Raw genomic sequence first — 14,869 nt, 5'->3', positions numbered from 1 at the left:
AATTATGATTCGTTCTATAGTAATACAGATGATCTTGTTTGTCCTGATTCCGTGTTCGGTTTTTGGACAAACAAGATCAACAAAAGATTATCTAGCCAAGTATCCTGGAGAGTCTGCAGCATATTTTGTAAAGCGTCAAACATATAAGATGGATCTGATAAAAGATACATTGAGTTTGACAGCCGAACATTATGATGAATGCTTTTATCTGAATGACAATGCAAAAAATCATTCTGAAGATAAAATTTATTCAGGCTCATTAAATCCGGTATCAAATATAAAGGCCGAAACAAAAGCTCCTATTGAAAATGGAAAATACAAATCCTATCCTGTAAAACAGTTCAACTTATCTGCTTCTTTTAGTTCAGGAGTATTTTATGATGACTTACAAGAGTATGAATTTGTATATCCTCAACTGCAGGCGGGATCTATTACTACACTATCGTATAATATAAATTATTTATTGCCGCAATTAATAACGCCGTATAATTTTGCAGCAGAATATCCGTGCGATCTTTCTGAGTTGGTGCTGGTATGTAACAATGCAATTTCTTTTGACACTTTGTTATTTAATGTGTCTCCCAAACAAATTGAATACACACAAGTAAAGAAGGGGAGTTATACAACTCATACATGGCGCATGAAAAATATGCCGGCAATGGTATTTGAAGGGAAGTCTCTTGATATAGGATATTATTCTCCTCAGATATACATAAAGGTGAATAAGATTAACACAGCTAAAGGAAATAAAATATACTTTGAAAATCAGCAGGGATTATACAATTGGCTATATACGTTTGTAGATAAAGTTCAAAATGAAAAAGATCCGGCTATTCAGAAATTGTCAGATTCATTAAAGAGCGTTTCAAAAACAGATTACGAATTATCAAAAAATATTTTCTATTGGGTACAAGACAATATTAATTATGTAGCCTTTGAAAATGGTTATGGCGGATTTATTCCCAGATATGCTTCGGATGTTTATAACAAACGTTATGGAGATTGTAAAGACATGGCAAATTTAATTTCTCAGATTCATAAATCTGCAGGATTGAACGCGCACATTGCATGGATCGGGACACGTGATATTGCATATAAAATTACAACGATGCCATCTCCGTGTAATTTTAATCACATGATCGCGGAAATTAATTTGAATGATTCAACCTACTTTTTAGATGCCACAGGTAAATATCAACCCTATGGTTTTCCTACAGATCATATTCAGGGTAAGCAAGCATTAATATCCTTGTCTGATAAAAATTTCAAAATTGTTGAAGTTCCGGTCTTGCCGATGGAGCGTAATTTAGTTTTGGATAGCGTATACTGTAAGCTTGTGAACTTGCGTTTACAAGGCACAGGTTTACGAACAGTTAATGGATATCCTAAAATTAATTTCACATATAGATATACAAATACGAACAAAGACGAGAAGATTCAATATCTGAACAACTATTTAAAATTTGGAAACAATAAGTGTAATATTTTAGGTCCTAAGGTTATTAATGTTGAAGACAGAGATAAAAAACTGGAATTTACCTATGGGTATGAATTGCCGGATTATGTGGTTGCCTATGAAGATGAAATATTTGTCAATCTGCATTTGTTTAAAATTTATAGCACAGATATTGTTGATACATTAAATCGGAAACTGGATTTCATGAGAGACAATACAACCATTTTGAAAGAAACGGTTGTATTTGAAGTTCCTGCCGGTTACACATTGAAAAATGTACCGCAAAATAAATCCTATAAATATGACAAAGCAGGCTTTGAGTTTACCTATGAAAAGAAAGGGAACACAGTAATCTTAAAGAAAACAATTTATATTAACTCATTGCTTTTAGAGAAGAAATATTTCAAGGAATGGAACAAAATGATTTCTGAAATTAATAAGTCATACAAAGAAAATATAACACTGGAAAAAAATAAATAAACTGCCAAATGAAGAAGTATTTTGTAATCCTCTCGTTCTTTTTTATTTCACTTTTATCATTTGGTAATTTTGAAAACGACGACTACTCTTGGGAAGAAAAACCTGTAAGACATACATTGACTGCTGAAGAAGAAGCAGAGAATACCGTTCGCATTAAAGATGTGCGAATTTTAGAATACGCATACAATGATGAAAGTAAATTGGAAATGCTGTATGTTATTCATAAGATCATTCGGGTTAACAATGATGCTGCTGTAAACGATAATAACAAAGTATATATTTCTATGTATGGCGTTATAGATGTAGTACAGCTGCAGGTAAGATCTATAAACAAGGCTGGGAAAATCACTGAGCTGAATAAAGATAATATTAAAGAAATCGGTGATCTTGAAAAAAATCAAGGGTATAAAATATTTGCTATTGAAGGCGTTGAAGTAGGTTCTGAAATCGAATATGTATATATACTTAGATGTACGCCCGAACTTTACGGAAGAGAATACTTTCAATTCGAAAACCTAAATAAAGATATTACATTCAAAATTATCTGTCCGGATAATTTAGTATTTGAGACAAAATCCTTTAATGGATTTCCTGCACTGAAAGACACAACATACGATGAGAAAAATTATTTAACAGTAAGTCATGCATCGGCGCCAGTATTGTTAGAAGAAATGTTTGCAAACAATGCAAGAAACAGAATGCGTGTGGAGTATAGATTGTCATATAATAAATACAGCAATGATGGTAAATCCAGATTATTCTCTTACGCTGAAGTTGCTAAAAATATTTATGCAAATACACATCCTGTAGATACCAAGTCTGATAAAGCGGTATTAAAATTAATTAATACCATGGGATTAGCAGCCTTGCCTGATGGAGAATCAAAAATTAAAGCTATTGAAAAATACGTTAAAAACCATTATGTACTTGTTGAAGCAAGCGGATCTCAGTTTAGTACACTGTCGTCTATATTGAAAGGCAAGCAAGCGAGTGAAAGAGGTATAGTAATTTTGTACAATAAGATTTTTGAACTGGCTAAAATAAAATATGAGCTTGTAGTTACATCTGATCGTATGAAGCTTCCATTTGATCAAGCTTTTGATTCATGGGATTACTTATCACACTATGCATATTATTTCCCTGAAACAGAAAAGTTTTTAGCACCAGGCGAAGTAGGCATGAGATATCCGATGATTCCATATGAGTGGTTAGATAATTATGGTTTGTTCATTAAGCCGGTTGTTATTGGTGAAATCAGATCAGGCGTTTCGGAAGTAAAATACATTCCTGAAAATTCGTACAAAGAAACATATGACAACTTGAATGTTACGCTTACATTCAAAATGGATGAAGACAATGTATTGATTGATTTGTCGCGTTCATTAGGTGGTTACTCAGGAAATCCAATATCAGAATTTTATGATCTGATAAGTGATGAAGATAAAAATAAAGTATTGAAACAATTGTCTGAAGGCACGATTGAAGATGCACAGATGATTAGTGGAGAAGCGACAGGTACGGATAGAGATCAATGTACATTTTTTACTCCTGTAGTATTGAATTTTAAAATGGAGTCTTCTTCTTTATTGGAAAGCGCTGGTGATAAATACATCTTCAACGTTGGTAAAGTAATTGGCGAGCAGTCTCAGTTATATCAGGAGAAAGAAAGAAAGCAGCCTGTAGAGTGTGATTACAATCGTGCATACGCTCGTACAATTGTGATCAACATTCCTGAAGGATATACATTTGCCAATTTGGATAAACTAAATATTTCTCAGGAAATGAAAAATAAAGAGGGTGTAGTGACGTGTAAATTCCACTCAGAATATAAGATTGAAGGAAATAAAATTATCATTACAATTGAAGAGTTCTATTCTCAAATACATTATCCGCTTTCAGAATTTGAACAATACAGAAGTGTTGTGAATGCTGCTGCAGATTTTAATAAAGTTACTATTCTGCTTCAGAAAAAATAAGTATGAATCAGGTTGTATTAGTTACTGGCGGAAGTTCAGGTATTGGGAAATCAATATGTTTGTATCTGCATGAAAAGGGGTATACCGTCTATGGCACAAGCAGAAATCCGCAGCGTTATATAAATGATGTTCCATTTAAGTTGGTAGCATTAGATGTGTTGGATGAAGCAACAATAACTCCGGCACTAAAAAGTATCATTGATGCAGAAGGTAAGCTGGATGTATTGATCAACAATGCCGGCATCGGCATGCTGGGCTCCATTGAAGACAGTACAGCAGAAGAGGCAAAAGAAATTTTTGAAACGAATGTATATGGTATTTTGCGTACCTGTCAGACAGTGTTGCCTCACATGCGTGAACGCAAAGCGGGTTTGATCATCAACATCAGTTCTATAGCTGGGTATATGGGCTTGCCTTATAGAGGTATCTATAGCGCGACCAAAGCCTCGGTACACATGATTACTGAAGCAATGCGTATGGAATTGAAACCCTATGGTGTAAAAGCCTGTGTGGTTGATCCGGGTGATTTTGCTACAAGCATCAGTGAAAATCGCAGAGTTGCTCATGCAGGCCGTTCCGGCTCTGTATACACAAACGAAATCAATCGGATTGAAGCAATGATCAATGCAGAGGTTGCGCATTCTTCAGATCCGATATTAATGGGAAGAGCTATTGAAAAAATTATAAAGAGCTCAAACCCGGATGTGAATTATTTGGTAGGAAAGCCCATGCAAAAACTTTCCATTCTGGTTAGAAGGTTAGTACCGAAAAAATGGTTCGAAAAAATCATTGCTTCACATTATAAAATGCCCAATTGATGACAATGTCCTTGTAATCAAGCAATAAGAATAGTATCAAAAAGTGATATTTTTTCGTAATTTGCAATATTAATAATAGTAGAAAAATATGAATCCTTGGCATGACGTTTCCTTTGGAGAAGAATCTCCAGCAATAGTTCAATGTATTATTGAAATTCCCAGCGGAAGTAAAGCGAAATATGAATTAGATAAAGAATCTGGTTTGTTGCGTTTGGACCGTGTACTTTTTTCATCTGTACATTATCCTGCTAACTACGGATTTATTCCTCGCACATACTGTGGCGATAAAGATCCATTGGATGTATTGGTTATCTCACAGGTTGAAGTTGTTCCTTTCTGTATTGTAAATGCTAAAGTAATTGGTGTAATGCGTATGTTGGACGGCGGAGAAAGTGATGATAAGATCATTGCTGTAGCTGCAGATGATATTTCTGTAAACCACTACAACGATATCAAAGATTTACCTCCACATACAATTTTAGAAGTTCAACGTTTCTTTGAAGACTACAAAAAACTTGAAAACAAAAAAGTTGTTGTTGAAGATTTCTTAGGAAGAGAAGAAGCATTCCGTATCGTGAATGAAAGCATTGAATTGTACAACACTACATTCAAAAAATAATTTCAGTAACATATACTGAATGAAAAGTCCCACGATAGCTATCGTGGGACTTTTTTATTTTATGGGTGAATCCGCTCTCTAACAAACAGCGGCAAATCATCCGGCAACACCGAATCTCTGTCATCTACATCGTATAAAAGGATATCATAGAAGTCCTTTACAGTTAGAATCGTACGTTCGTTTAAAAGAGATTTAAACTGCTGACTTAATTTTTTATACGCTTTATTTTTTTGAAGGAAAAGCGCAAACTCAGTAAATGAAACATAACACAAAGTGTCTGTTTCATACTGCGGATTTAATTCAGCGGGAATGAAGATACCTAAAGCAAAACCTTGATTGATTGATTTTTTCTTAATCGTTGTATAATTACTGCTAAGTGTAAATTCTTTTAAATCCGAACTTTTTATAAAGCGATCTTCAACCGGAATCTTACTGATATAAATACTGTCCTTTTTTCGATTGCCTGTTCTATAGAAACGCGTTTTGTCGAGCTTGTTTAAAACGAATGATGCGTTTGTTAATTGGCTAAGATTTTCATCTTTGTATACATGTATACTATTTGTTCGGATTCCGTCCAGAAGTGCATCTGTTAATAATGTATTTTTTGTAAGTACTGAATTGTCTGAAGATGTAAAAGCATACTTCAATTGATATGTTACAACTGAAGTGTCTGTTTCTCTTTTCAAAACTTTTTCAAGTGATTTTTTAAAATCACTTGAAACGATGTGCGCATATTCCTGTAAAAAAACTTCAACAGCACCATAAGAATTAATTTCATAAAAAAAATCATTTGTAAATGACATAATGATATCTCCATATACAGAATAAGTAGTTATATCATTGTATGCAATATATTGTTTGCGTAAGGCTTCATCTAAACGCATGCTGTCTTTTTCATTTTTTCCATTGTACCACATTATATTTGTTGTGGACAAAGCGGCTAACACATCTTCATATTTGAATGCAATTGCATACCTGTTATTAAAGGTCGATGAGATTTCTTTATCCAGACCAAAGATCAACCAATCATTGGTGATACGATCCGACGCTGAAATTTTTGTATAAGTTTTTAGCGTATGCAATTGCGTTAAAGCAGTAGGAGGAAATCTTTTAATTGTAATGTCTTCTTCATCCATTGTCTCAACCAATAAATGATTTCTGAGATCCTTTGTCTGCATGGGAGTGAAATATCCTGCTTCATGATATGTGTAACCTTTTATTTTATTTTCAGCATGAAGTTGTAAAATAAATTCTACGAGATGCGCTTTGTTAAATCCTCTGTTATAATCAGACATAACATCTGCACTGTAGATTGCTTGCAATCGAATCAATAAATTATCTTTATTGACATCCAGACTCCCTGTTGAATCGTGTGTGTCATTTTTCTTTAATGCTTGTGCAAGTGGTGGTAAGTTGCTTTTATAATTGGGAAGTACTTTAAGATTTGGAGCAGATACAATCGTGAAATCGCGAATGATGTAATTGCGTTGAATAAGAGCATCTGTGATACTCAATCGTGTTTGATGATTTAATGGATGTACCCATTTACATTCATTCGATTTTAAATAGGTAAAGCATTCAGTTGATTTTAAATAAAGTGAAATGGTATCTCTGATAAACGGAATTTTTAAAGCGATCCATTCTATAGATAATTTGTTAAGTTGTGTTGTATTGCTTGTGTCGGGGCGACGATAAATTGCTATTTCAGAAATGTGTAATAGATCCTGCATGGTTTCAACAGAACCTGTTGCAGTTACTTGAGCAAGTAATTTTGTTTTTGCAGCACTTAATTTTTGTACACCTAATTTGCTTTTTTTGTCAAGCTGATAAATTGCTATTTTATTTGCTTCAATACCTTTCCATAATAAATTTGGAAGGCTGCAATCCGTACAATAAATGGCAGAGTCGTCACGATACGAAAGTAACTTGTCGGCTGTATTGTAAGGCTTATAATACGGGTCGTTCCACGTGTTTGATCTGTCAATGGATTCAGCCCATAGCCACGTGTTTTGAGCAGAAGCAATGGTTGCTATTAAGCTCAAGACAACTGAAATAATAATTGTAATAAAGGGACGCATGAATACGATCAACTGTTTTTTCTTTTAACACCACGCACTGCCTCTGCGTTCCATGGATCTTCCGGCCACGAATGTTTGGGATAACGCATGCGCAGTTCTTTGCGCACTTCCGGATAGGTATTTGCCCAAAAACTTTTTAGATCCTGTGTTACTTGCACAGGCTTATAGCCCGGAGAAAGTAAATGGATCATAACTTTTGTTTTTCCTTCATTCACCGTTGGTGTATCCGTTAAACCAAATAACTCCTGTAAGCGAACAGATAAAACCGGGGAGCTCGCATCTGTTTTGTATTCAAGTGTAATGGCAGAACCACTGGGAACATCGATGTGTGTAGGTGCAAGTTTAGCAAGTATCTGCGACTGTTCCCAAGGAAGTATGGTATTTAAAACTTCCGACAATGGAATTTTTTTGAAGTCTTCTCTGCGCTTAACATTTTTTAAATAGAACGGAAGCCACTCTTCAATCGTTGATAGCAATCCATCGAAACTCACATCCGGCCATGACTCTATTGGTCGCCAATGCTTTAACGACAGAATGCGTGCCTGCCATTGCTCGCAGGTTTCGTCCCAGTTAAAAAGTTTAAACCCTTCTTTGCGTACAGCATCACACAATGCGTTGGAGCGAAGCGTTTCATCAATATCTTTTAAGGACTTTGAAGAGACAACCAGACTGCCAATGCAGGTATCTTCCTGCTGAAGCAAAATACCTTTGCTTTCATCCCAACGGATTCGTACCTGCTGTTCCATACGATCCGTCAGCATAGATGGATTCAAGGGAGCAGCCCAATAAATTCTTCCTTCACCAACACCGGCATCTGCATGCGCAACAGCCAGCCATTCTTCTTTTACCAACACATCGTTTTCATGCAGACGAACATTACGGCTATTCGCCATTCTATATCGTGCAGAAGCTGTGTCTACTAATTTTGCAATGCGTTCGGGGTAGGCTGCTGCAATGAGCAAACCAATAGAATCAATATCAAATTCGTACTCAGAAGATTTAAGAGAAAATATCTTTCTCCAGGATTGTACAGAACGTTCAATGCGTTCAAATATAAATTTGTCGCCTTGGAAACGTTTGCCTGCACGCCATGCACGTAAGGCATCAACACGCAATGTAATGTCTGCACCAGCATGTTTGCCTAAAGCATCGCGCTCTTCCAGTATACACACCAGATCAATGGCAAGCGGAAGGATATTATTTTCTTTTCCTTTAAGCAATAAATGCGCCGTACGCGGATGTGTAGGTAAGTTTGCCAATGCCTTTCCTTCATCGGTGATTACATTGTCTTGCAAGGCTTGTAATTCCTGAAGCAATGTCCGTGCTTGTTCAACCGAACCTGTTGGTGGTTGGGTTATCCAGGTCATTGACTGAATATTTTTGACACCCCATTGTGCAAGTTCTAACACAAGCGGAGCAAGATCGGCTTCAACAATTTCAGGCACACGTTGCGCTTTCAGATAATTGTGTGTTGCTTCCGACCACAAACGGATAGCGATCCCTGGACCAAGTCTGCCTGCGCGACCCGCCCGCTGATCTGCCGCGTCACGTGTAACTTTCACCGTTTCCAATTTTGTCATTCCGCTGTTTGGATCAAACTTCGGAACACGTGCCAAACCACTGTCAATGACAATATGTATGCCTTCGATTGTTAAACTTGTTTCAGCAATGGAAGTAGCGAGTACGATTTTTCGGCGCTGTTGTGTATCAGGTTTAATAGCATCCTGTTGTGCATTCAAACTAAGTTCACCATATAACGGACGAATGGCAATATCGCTGTATCGCTCATTTAGTGCATCTGCTGTTTGCTGGATCTCCCGTACACCGGGCAAAAATACCAGTATGTCGCCCGTTTCTTCTTTTACGATTTTATGTATTACGCTTGTTATCTCGCCGCTGATAGGAGCATTGGTATCAATGGCCGTGTAACGAACATCGATTGGATATTGTCGGCCTTTGCTTGTAATGATTGGTGCATTGTCTAAGATAGAAGATAATTGCTCTCCGTCTAAAGTTGCAGACATAATTAAGATGCGCAGGTCTTCACGTAACACTTGCTGAAGATCTCTACATAAAGCCAACGACAGATCACTGTGTAAACTGCGTTCGTGGAATTCATCAAAAATAATCATGCCTACGCCCTCAAGCATATTGTCTTGCTGCAGGCGTCGTGTTAAAATTCCTTCGGTTACAACTTCAATACGTGTTTGTGCTGAAATTTTTTGATCAAAACGTACGCGATAACCAACGGTCTTTCCGACTTCTTCCCCCAGAAGATCTGACATACGCTGCGCAACACTTCGTGCAGCCATACGTCTGGGTTCAAGAAGAATGATCTTGTTGTCTCCAAGCCAATCTGATTTCAACAACTCTAAGGGAAGGATGGTACTTTTCCCTGCACCGGGAGGCGCCTGTAAAATAAGAGTTGTTTGCAGATTCAAAGATGCTTTGATCTCATCAACAATATCTGCAATCGGGTATTGATTCATAGGTGTAAAGGTAGGGAAGTTTTGGATTTAACGGACGAATCAAATGAATGATTTTAAATAATGGATACAATGTCTTTTACTTAAATCACTGATTGAATACGTGTATTTTAATTAACTACGAAGCAACGCTCCCTTCTCCTGAAGGAGAAGGGCTGGGGACGAGGTTTTAGAATGAATGTAATCTGTAGAACATTTGATTTATTCCTTAAGTAAACCATATTGATAATGAATATCTGAAATATGCTATATTTATATCGAACAAATAATTCCACTGAATGGGCATATCAATTTTAAATACATTACTTTTTATCTGTGGTATCCTGCATCTCGCTTTGGGCATTGGCAGCACCATTATTCCCAAGGTATTAAACTGGAATTCAGAACTGGCGAAGGTTAAACCCTTGATCCGACAAATGTTCTGGACTTATGCAGCATACATTTTAGTTATTAATATCTGTTTTGGTTTAATATCTATTTGGGGTACGGAGGAATTGCTCAATCATTCTTTTCTCGCTTCATGCATTACGCTTTTCATCAGTGTATATTGGTTGACGCGTATAGCTATTCAGTTCTTTTATTTTGATACTACCGATGCTCCAAAAGGGTTGTTTTTTACTTTAGGTGAAATTGCTTTAGTAGGATTGTTTATTTTATTTACTGGTGTTTATTTTCTTGCATTCTTATATAACAACTCATGGATTTGATTTTAGGAATATTAATTGCGTGGGCCATATTTCTCTTATATACGGGATATCTTATACCATATATAAAAAACCTTCAAACAGCCAGAATCGTCGGCTGGACAATTGTAATCGGCACGGCTGTTTTTTCGATTCTACTTACAACGAACGAATCGCCAACCTATCGTATGATTGCAATCGCAACGTTGCAGTTGGTCTCGATGAAAGTAATTGTTATGGTTGAAGCGTATAGAGGTAAACCTGGATTGAATGTTCTTCAATGGCTGGCGTTTTCACTGGGCTGGTTTGGCATGCGTCCGAATTTGTTTGAAGTATTTCCCGCAAAGCCTTTAGATGGAGTGATAGCTTTCGTAGTAAAAGGAATTTCAAGAATTATAATTGGACTACTTCTTTTAATTGCTTCTGTATATCTACAAAAGTATTATGCGCATATTTATTTTTTATATGAACTTGTTATGCTTGTTGGTTTAAGTTTCATATTGCACTTTGGAATATTAAATCTGAGTACAGCATCCTGGCGCTTTTCAGGCGTGGATGTAAAAGAATTATTCCGTTCTCCATACAAGGCAACATCCTTGAAGGAATTCTGGGGTAAACGCTGGAACATGGCCTTTTCTGAAATGACTGCAATGGTTGTATACAAACCTTTGAAAACATCATATGGAATTCCGCTCGCAATGATTGCTTCGTTTCTTGTATCCGGAATGCTGCATGAAATTGCAATTTCATTTCCTGTGAAGATGGGCTACGGATTGCCTTTTTTATATTTTGTATTGCATGGATTGGCAATGTATGCTGAAGGAAAAGTAGCATTTGTAAAGCTGATTGTGTCGAATGCTGTTGCCTCACATGTATGGGTATTTGCCTGGTTGATCTTACCGATGCCGCTTTTATTTCATCACGTATTTATTATTGAAGTTGTGGAGCCCTTACGTGATTTTATATTGAATGTATTCTGAACCAATGCAAAAAATAATATTTGAATGAATAGTAAGCTTGTTGAAATATTACCTTTTATTGAAACGTTAATGCTCGTCCTTTTTGCAGCGGGGTTTTTAGGAAATTTTGTTTTATTTTATTGGGGAGTAAAAAACAAAGATTCATTTGCACTCTATGATCCAAAGCCATTTCGCAGAAAGTCTTATAAAATGTTAGTACACATATATGATAAAATAACAGATGAAGAGAAAAAGCGAACGATGTTAAGATTAATGAAATATCATCGGATCCATACGTATATTTTCAACAGTTTCTTTGCTGTAGTATTAATTTGGATTTTGATTAGAATATTTACGGCATAAAACATTTTATATTTAATTTAATCCGCCTATAGGCCTTAATTGATAATGGCTATAACAAAATAATCTGTTATACGTTTAATTAATAGACCAGTATTTTTTGTATATTATAATAAACCGTAAACCATACAGCTATGAAACGTTTATTAAGTATTCTATTCTTTATATGTATAACAACATCCGTATTTGCTCAAGCCGACAAGATACTGGGAACATGGCTCTCTGCCGATAAAAAGGCGCATGTAGAAATCTATAAAACAGCCAGCGGCACGTATTATGGAAAGATCATCTGGCTTGCAGAACCAAATGATCCGGCAACAGGAAAACCAAAAGTAGACAGCAAAAATCCGGACGCATCCAAGCGGAACAGTCCGTTGTTGGGGTCGCTTACTTTTTTGAATTTTACCTACGATAACGGAGATTATACAGGAGGCAAAATTTACGATTGCAGAGATGGTAAAACATATACCGGTAAATTGTGGCTGAACGATGACGGTACATTAAGCATGCGCGGATACATAGGCTTTCTATACAGCACTGAAACCTGGACGCGACTAAAGTAGAGACGCAATTTATTGCGTCTCTTTAGCAATAATTTATTGCTCTCTTAAAAAATATAAACACTCTATTCTTAGTCGGTAAGATGAACGGAAAATAACATTTTAAAATATGTACATTCGTGTAATGAAGACATTTCAGCACGATCCATTTATTTATCCAAGAAAAACGGTTCATGGTGCATTTCTGAATCGCTTGCTGAATAATATTTTTTTTATTCAGGTAAAACGTATGCTGTTTTATCCAATTACACAACTAGAATTAGTCAGCGATATAACCGATGTTGTATACCTGAATTGGATGGTACCGGAGACTGCGATCCGACACCTATTCCGAAAGAAGTTAAATTACAAACGTACTCAGGAAACGTACTATTGACCGTTCTTACTTACAAACATGGAAATTTTCGTCCATCATTTTTTAATCGGTTTAAAAAAATGTTCGCATCTCCGGTTCAAAGCAACTGGCGGTTTTATGTAGAAAATATACATGATTTCGGAATACAACAACCGGCAATATTTTTTATCAAAAACTGCATGAATGAGCGCACATATGCATTAGGCAGTAGAATCGCCAGCAGTGTTTTGCAGACGCATTTACCACATAGTTTTAAACACATTACTGAAGAACAACGTATCATAACAGAAATACAATCGGGTTGCAGTAATGCACCTGATTTACATACGGAAGTAACGCTTGCAGATTCCTGGAATATTCCTTCAGCATTTAATGTAATAAGTTCTGATAAGACAAAATTAATCGAACTGATCTGTAATCAGGATGCTGCCATTGCTGCACAGCCGGAAGCAGGTGTGTATGCAGTTGGTCATATAGAATTAAAATTTAAGCTTAATGAAATTAAACCATTAAAAATAACGAAGCTTGAAAGTAACTGGCTGAAAGAAATTATACAGGGTGCAGAATGTTTTGCATTTCTAATGCCCAACGTAATGTTTATTTCACACAAAGAAAAAATAGTTAAGATAAAATGAGCGACGAATTCATCATCGATTTCTTCATCGGGTTATTTCTGGCCAATGCTATGCCGCATTTTATATTGGGAATAACCAAAACAAAATTCCTTGGTCCTTTTGGCTTCAGTCCGGCGGGAAACATTGTGTATGCGTTTATTCAGTTTGTCATAAGTTTGGTATTAATTCAGATTCAATACGGCTTAGCAGCTATTTTGAAAAACGGAATGTTATTAGCAGCTGTGCTTGTAATGGCGATGTTTTTTATTTTCGGGAAAATGATATTGCGTTTCTATAACAGAGATTCGCCGGGAAAGTACTGAAGAGGTTCTCTGATCTACTCTTCTTATCCTTAGAGCTCTTCGCCAACTCTAAGGTAGGTTAGCGAAGCATTCTTAAAACTTAAAACATACTACTTAAAACCTCTTCCATGTAGGAAAACCCTCATATTATATCATATTCAAACCTAATAAGTTAACGCTGAAGCCAAATCTTTTTTGTACCTTTGTGGATTACAAACACAAATGGAGAACACAAAAACACATAAAGCGGGTTTTGTCAGCATTGTTGGCAGACCAAATGCCGGCAAATCGACCTTGATGAATTGTCTGGTAGGGGAGCGCTTATCTATTATTACGCCTAAAGCCCAGACCACACGTCACCGGGTAATGGGTATCATCAACGATCCTGATTTTCAAATTGTTTACTCTGACACTCCAGGTGTTATAGAGCCTAAATACGAACTTCAGAAATCCATGATGCGTTTTGTAGACTTCTCCCTGGAAGACGCAGATATGATTTTGTGGGTGCTGGATGTAAAAGATCCGGAAGACCATTCGCTGGTATTGCAGCGTTTGGGCAATGTAGAAGTACCGGTATTATTGGTCTTGAACAAAATAGATCTTTCAACGCAGGAAGAAATTGATGCCTTGATTGAAAAATGGAAACTTGAATTTCCGAAAGCAGATTCCATCTTAGCCGTTTCAGCATTGAAAAACTTCAATTCGGATATGGTATTGAAATGGGTGTTGTCGCATTTGCAGGAGCATCCACCATTTTACGATAAAGATGAACTGACAGATAAACCTGAACGTTTCTTCGCTTCAGAGATCTTCAGAGAAAAAATATTTAAAAATTACAGCAAAGAAATTCCGTATAGTTCGGAAGTACTTATAGAATCTTTCAAAGACCAGAAAGATTTGTTGCGCATACAAGCAGTAATTATTGTAGAGCGCGAATCTCAAAAAGGAATTGTGATTGGACAAGGTGGTGAGGCCTTGAAACGTACGGCGACCCAGGCCCGTAAATCCATGGAAGAATTCTTCGGCAAAAAAGTTTTCCTAGAAACATTTGTAAAAGTAGAGCCAGACTGGAGAAGTAAAGAATTTTACTTGCGTCAGTTTGGGTATAAATTAGATTAATCAG

The 14,869-nt window shown here is 36.4% G+C and carries 14 protein-coding genes; 12 read left to right on the top strand and 2 right to left on the bottom strand.

The annotated features are described in order from the left end of the window. Positions 1-4: 4 nt before the first annotated feature. From A3EE_RS0116135 to A3EE_RS0116120, 4 genes are all read left to right on the top strand, one after another. Complete coding sequence (locus A3EE_RS0116135; RefSeq protein ID WP_018344480.1) at positions 5-1,936, top strand: transglutaminase-like domain-containing protein; 1,932 nt, start codon at positions 5-7, stop codon at positions 1,934-1,936. Positions 1,937-1,944: 8 nt separating this feature from the next. Further along, a complete protein-coding gene (locus A3EE_RS0116130; RefSeq protein WP_018344479.1) occupies positions 1,945-3,912 on the top strand; it encodes a DUF3857 domain-containing protein in 1,968 nt (655 codons plus the stop codon). Positions 3,913-3,914: 2 nt separating this feature from the next. Beyond that, the gene (locus A3EE_RS0116125) at positions 3,915-4,730 is read left to right on the top strand and encodes an SDR family oxidoreductase (RefSeq protein ID WP_018344478.1); all 816 of its coding nucleotides are present in this window, start codon (positions 3,915-3,917) and stop codon (positions 4,728-4,730) included. Positions 4,731-4,818: 88 nt separating this feature from the next. Then, positions 4,819-5,349 (top strand): inorganic diphosphatase, encoded by a 531-nt coding sequence (locus tag A3EE_RS0116120; RefSeq protein ID WP_018344477.1) that lies wholly within the window; start codon positions 4,819-4,821, stop codon positions 5,347-5,349. A 59-nt stretch (positions 5,350-5,408) separates the two neighbouring features. Here A3EE_RS0116120 and A3EE_RS0116115 read toward each other — a convergent pair whose 3' ends face one another. Continuing rightward, positions 5,409-7,427: a hypothetical protein gene (locus A3EE_RS0116115; RefSeq protein WP_018344476.1), complete on the bottom strand. Its 2,019-nt coding sequence runs from the start codon at positions 7,425-7,427 to the stop codon at positions 5,409-5,411. 8 nt (positions 7,428-7,435) lie between these two features. Next, entirely contained in the window at positions 7,436-9,916 is a 2,481-nt protein-coding gene (hrpB, locus tag A3EE_RS0116110) for an ATP-dependent helicase HrpB (protein WP_018344475.1), read from the bottom strand. Positions 9,917-10,191: 275 nt separating this feature from the next. Here hrpB and A3EE_RS0116105 point away from each other — a divergent pair, with 275 nt between their 5' ends. The 8 genes from A3EE_RS0116105 to era all read left to right on the top strand — a co-directional run bounded on the left by A3EE_RS0116105 (position 10,192) and on the right by era (position 14,865). Continuing rightward, complete coding sequence (locus A3EE_RS0116105; RefSeq protein WP_018344474.1) at positions 10,192-10,620, top strand: hypothetical protein; 429 nt, start codon at positions 10,192-10,194, stop codon at positions 10,618-10,620. Further along, entirely contained in the window at positions 10,611-11,576 is a 966-nt protein-coding gene (locus tag A3EE_RS0116100; RefSeq protein WP_018344473.1) for a wax synthase family protein, read from the top strand. The genes A3EE_RS0116105 and A3EE_RS0116100 overlap by 10 nt, the downstream gene beginning before the upstream one ends. A gap of 24 nt (positions 11,577-11,600) precedes the next feature. Then, positions 11,601-11,918 (top strand): hypothetical protein, encoded by a 318-nt coding sequence (locus A3EE_RS0116095; protein WP_018344472.1) that lies wholly within the window; start codon positions 11,601-11,603, stop codon positions 11,916-11,918. A 131-nt stretch (positions 11,919-12,049) separates the two neighbouring features. Continuing rightward, the gene (locus tag A3EE_RS0116090) at positions 12,050-12,478 is read left to right on the top strand and encodes a DUF2147 domain-containing protein (protein ID WP_018344471.1); all 429 of its coding nucleotides are present in this window, start codon (positions 12,050-12,052) and stop codon (positions 12,476-12,478) included. Between the two features lie 106 nt (positions 12,479-12,584). Continuing rightward, positions 12,585-12,851 (top strand): hypothetical protein, encoded by a 267-nt coding sequence (locus A3EE_RS22005; protein WP_018344470.1) that lies wholly within the window; start codon positions 12,585-12,587, stop codon positions 12,849-12,851. Between the two features lie 158 nt (positions 12,852-13,009). Continuing rightward, positions 13,010-13,465 (top strand): hypothetical protein, encoded by a 456-nt coding sequence (locus A3EE_RS21905; protein ID WP_342662005.1) that lies wholly within the window; start codon positions 13,010-13,012, stop codon positions 13,463-13,465. Further along, on the top strand, positions 13,462-13,767 hold the full coding sequence (locus A3EE_RS0116075; RefSeq protein WP_018344468.1) for a hypothetical protein: 306 nt from the start codon (positions 13,462-13,464) through the stop codon (positions 13,765-13,767). The genes A3EE_RS21905 and A3EE_RS0116075 overlap by 4 nt, the downstream gene beginning before the upstream one ends. A gap of 201 nt (positions 13,768-13,968) precedes the next feature. Continuing rightward, positions 13,969-14,865 carry a GTPase Era gene (gene era / locus A3EE_RS0116070; protein WP_018344467.1) on the top strand — a complete coding sequence of 299 codons (897 nt, stop codon included), beginning with the start codon at positions 13,969-13,971 and terminating at the stop codon, positions 14,863-14,865. Positions 14,866-14,869 lie beyond the last annotated feature (4 nt).

The sequence above is a fragment of the Cytophaga aurantiaca DSM 3654 genome, assembly GCF_000379725.1.
Classification (GTDB): domain Bacteria; phylum Bacteroidota; class Bacteroidia; order Cytophagales; family Cytophagaceae; genus Cytophaga; species Cytophaga aurantiaca.
Note: the sequence above shows the minus strand (reverse complement) of the source record. Positions and strands in the feature narration are given on the sequence as shown.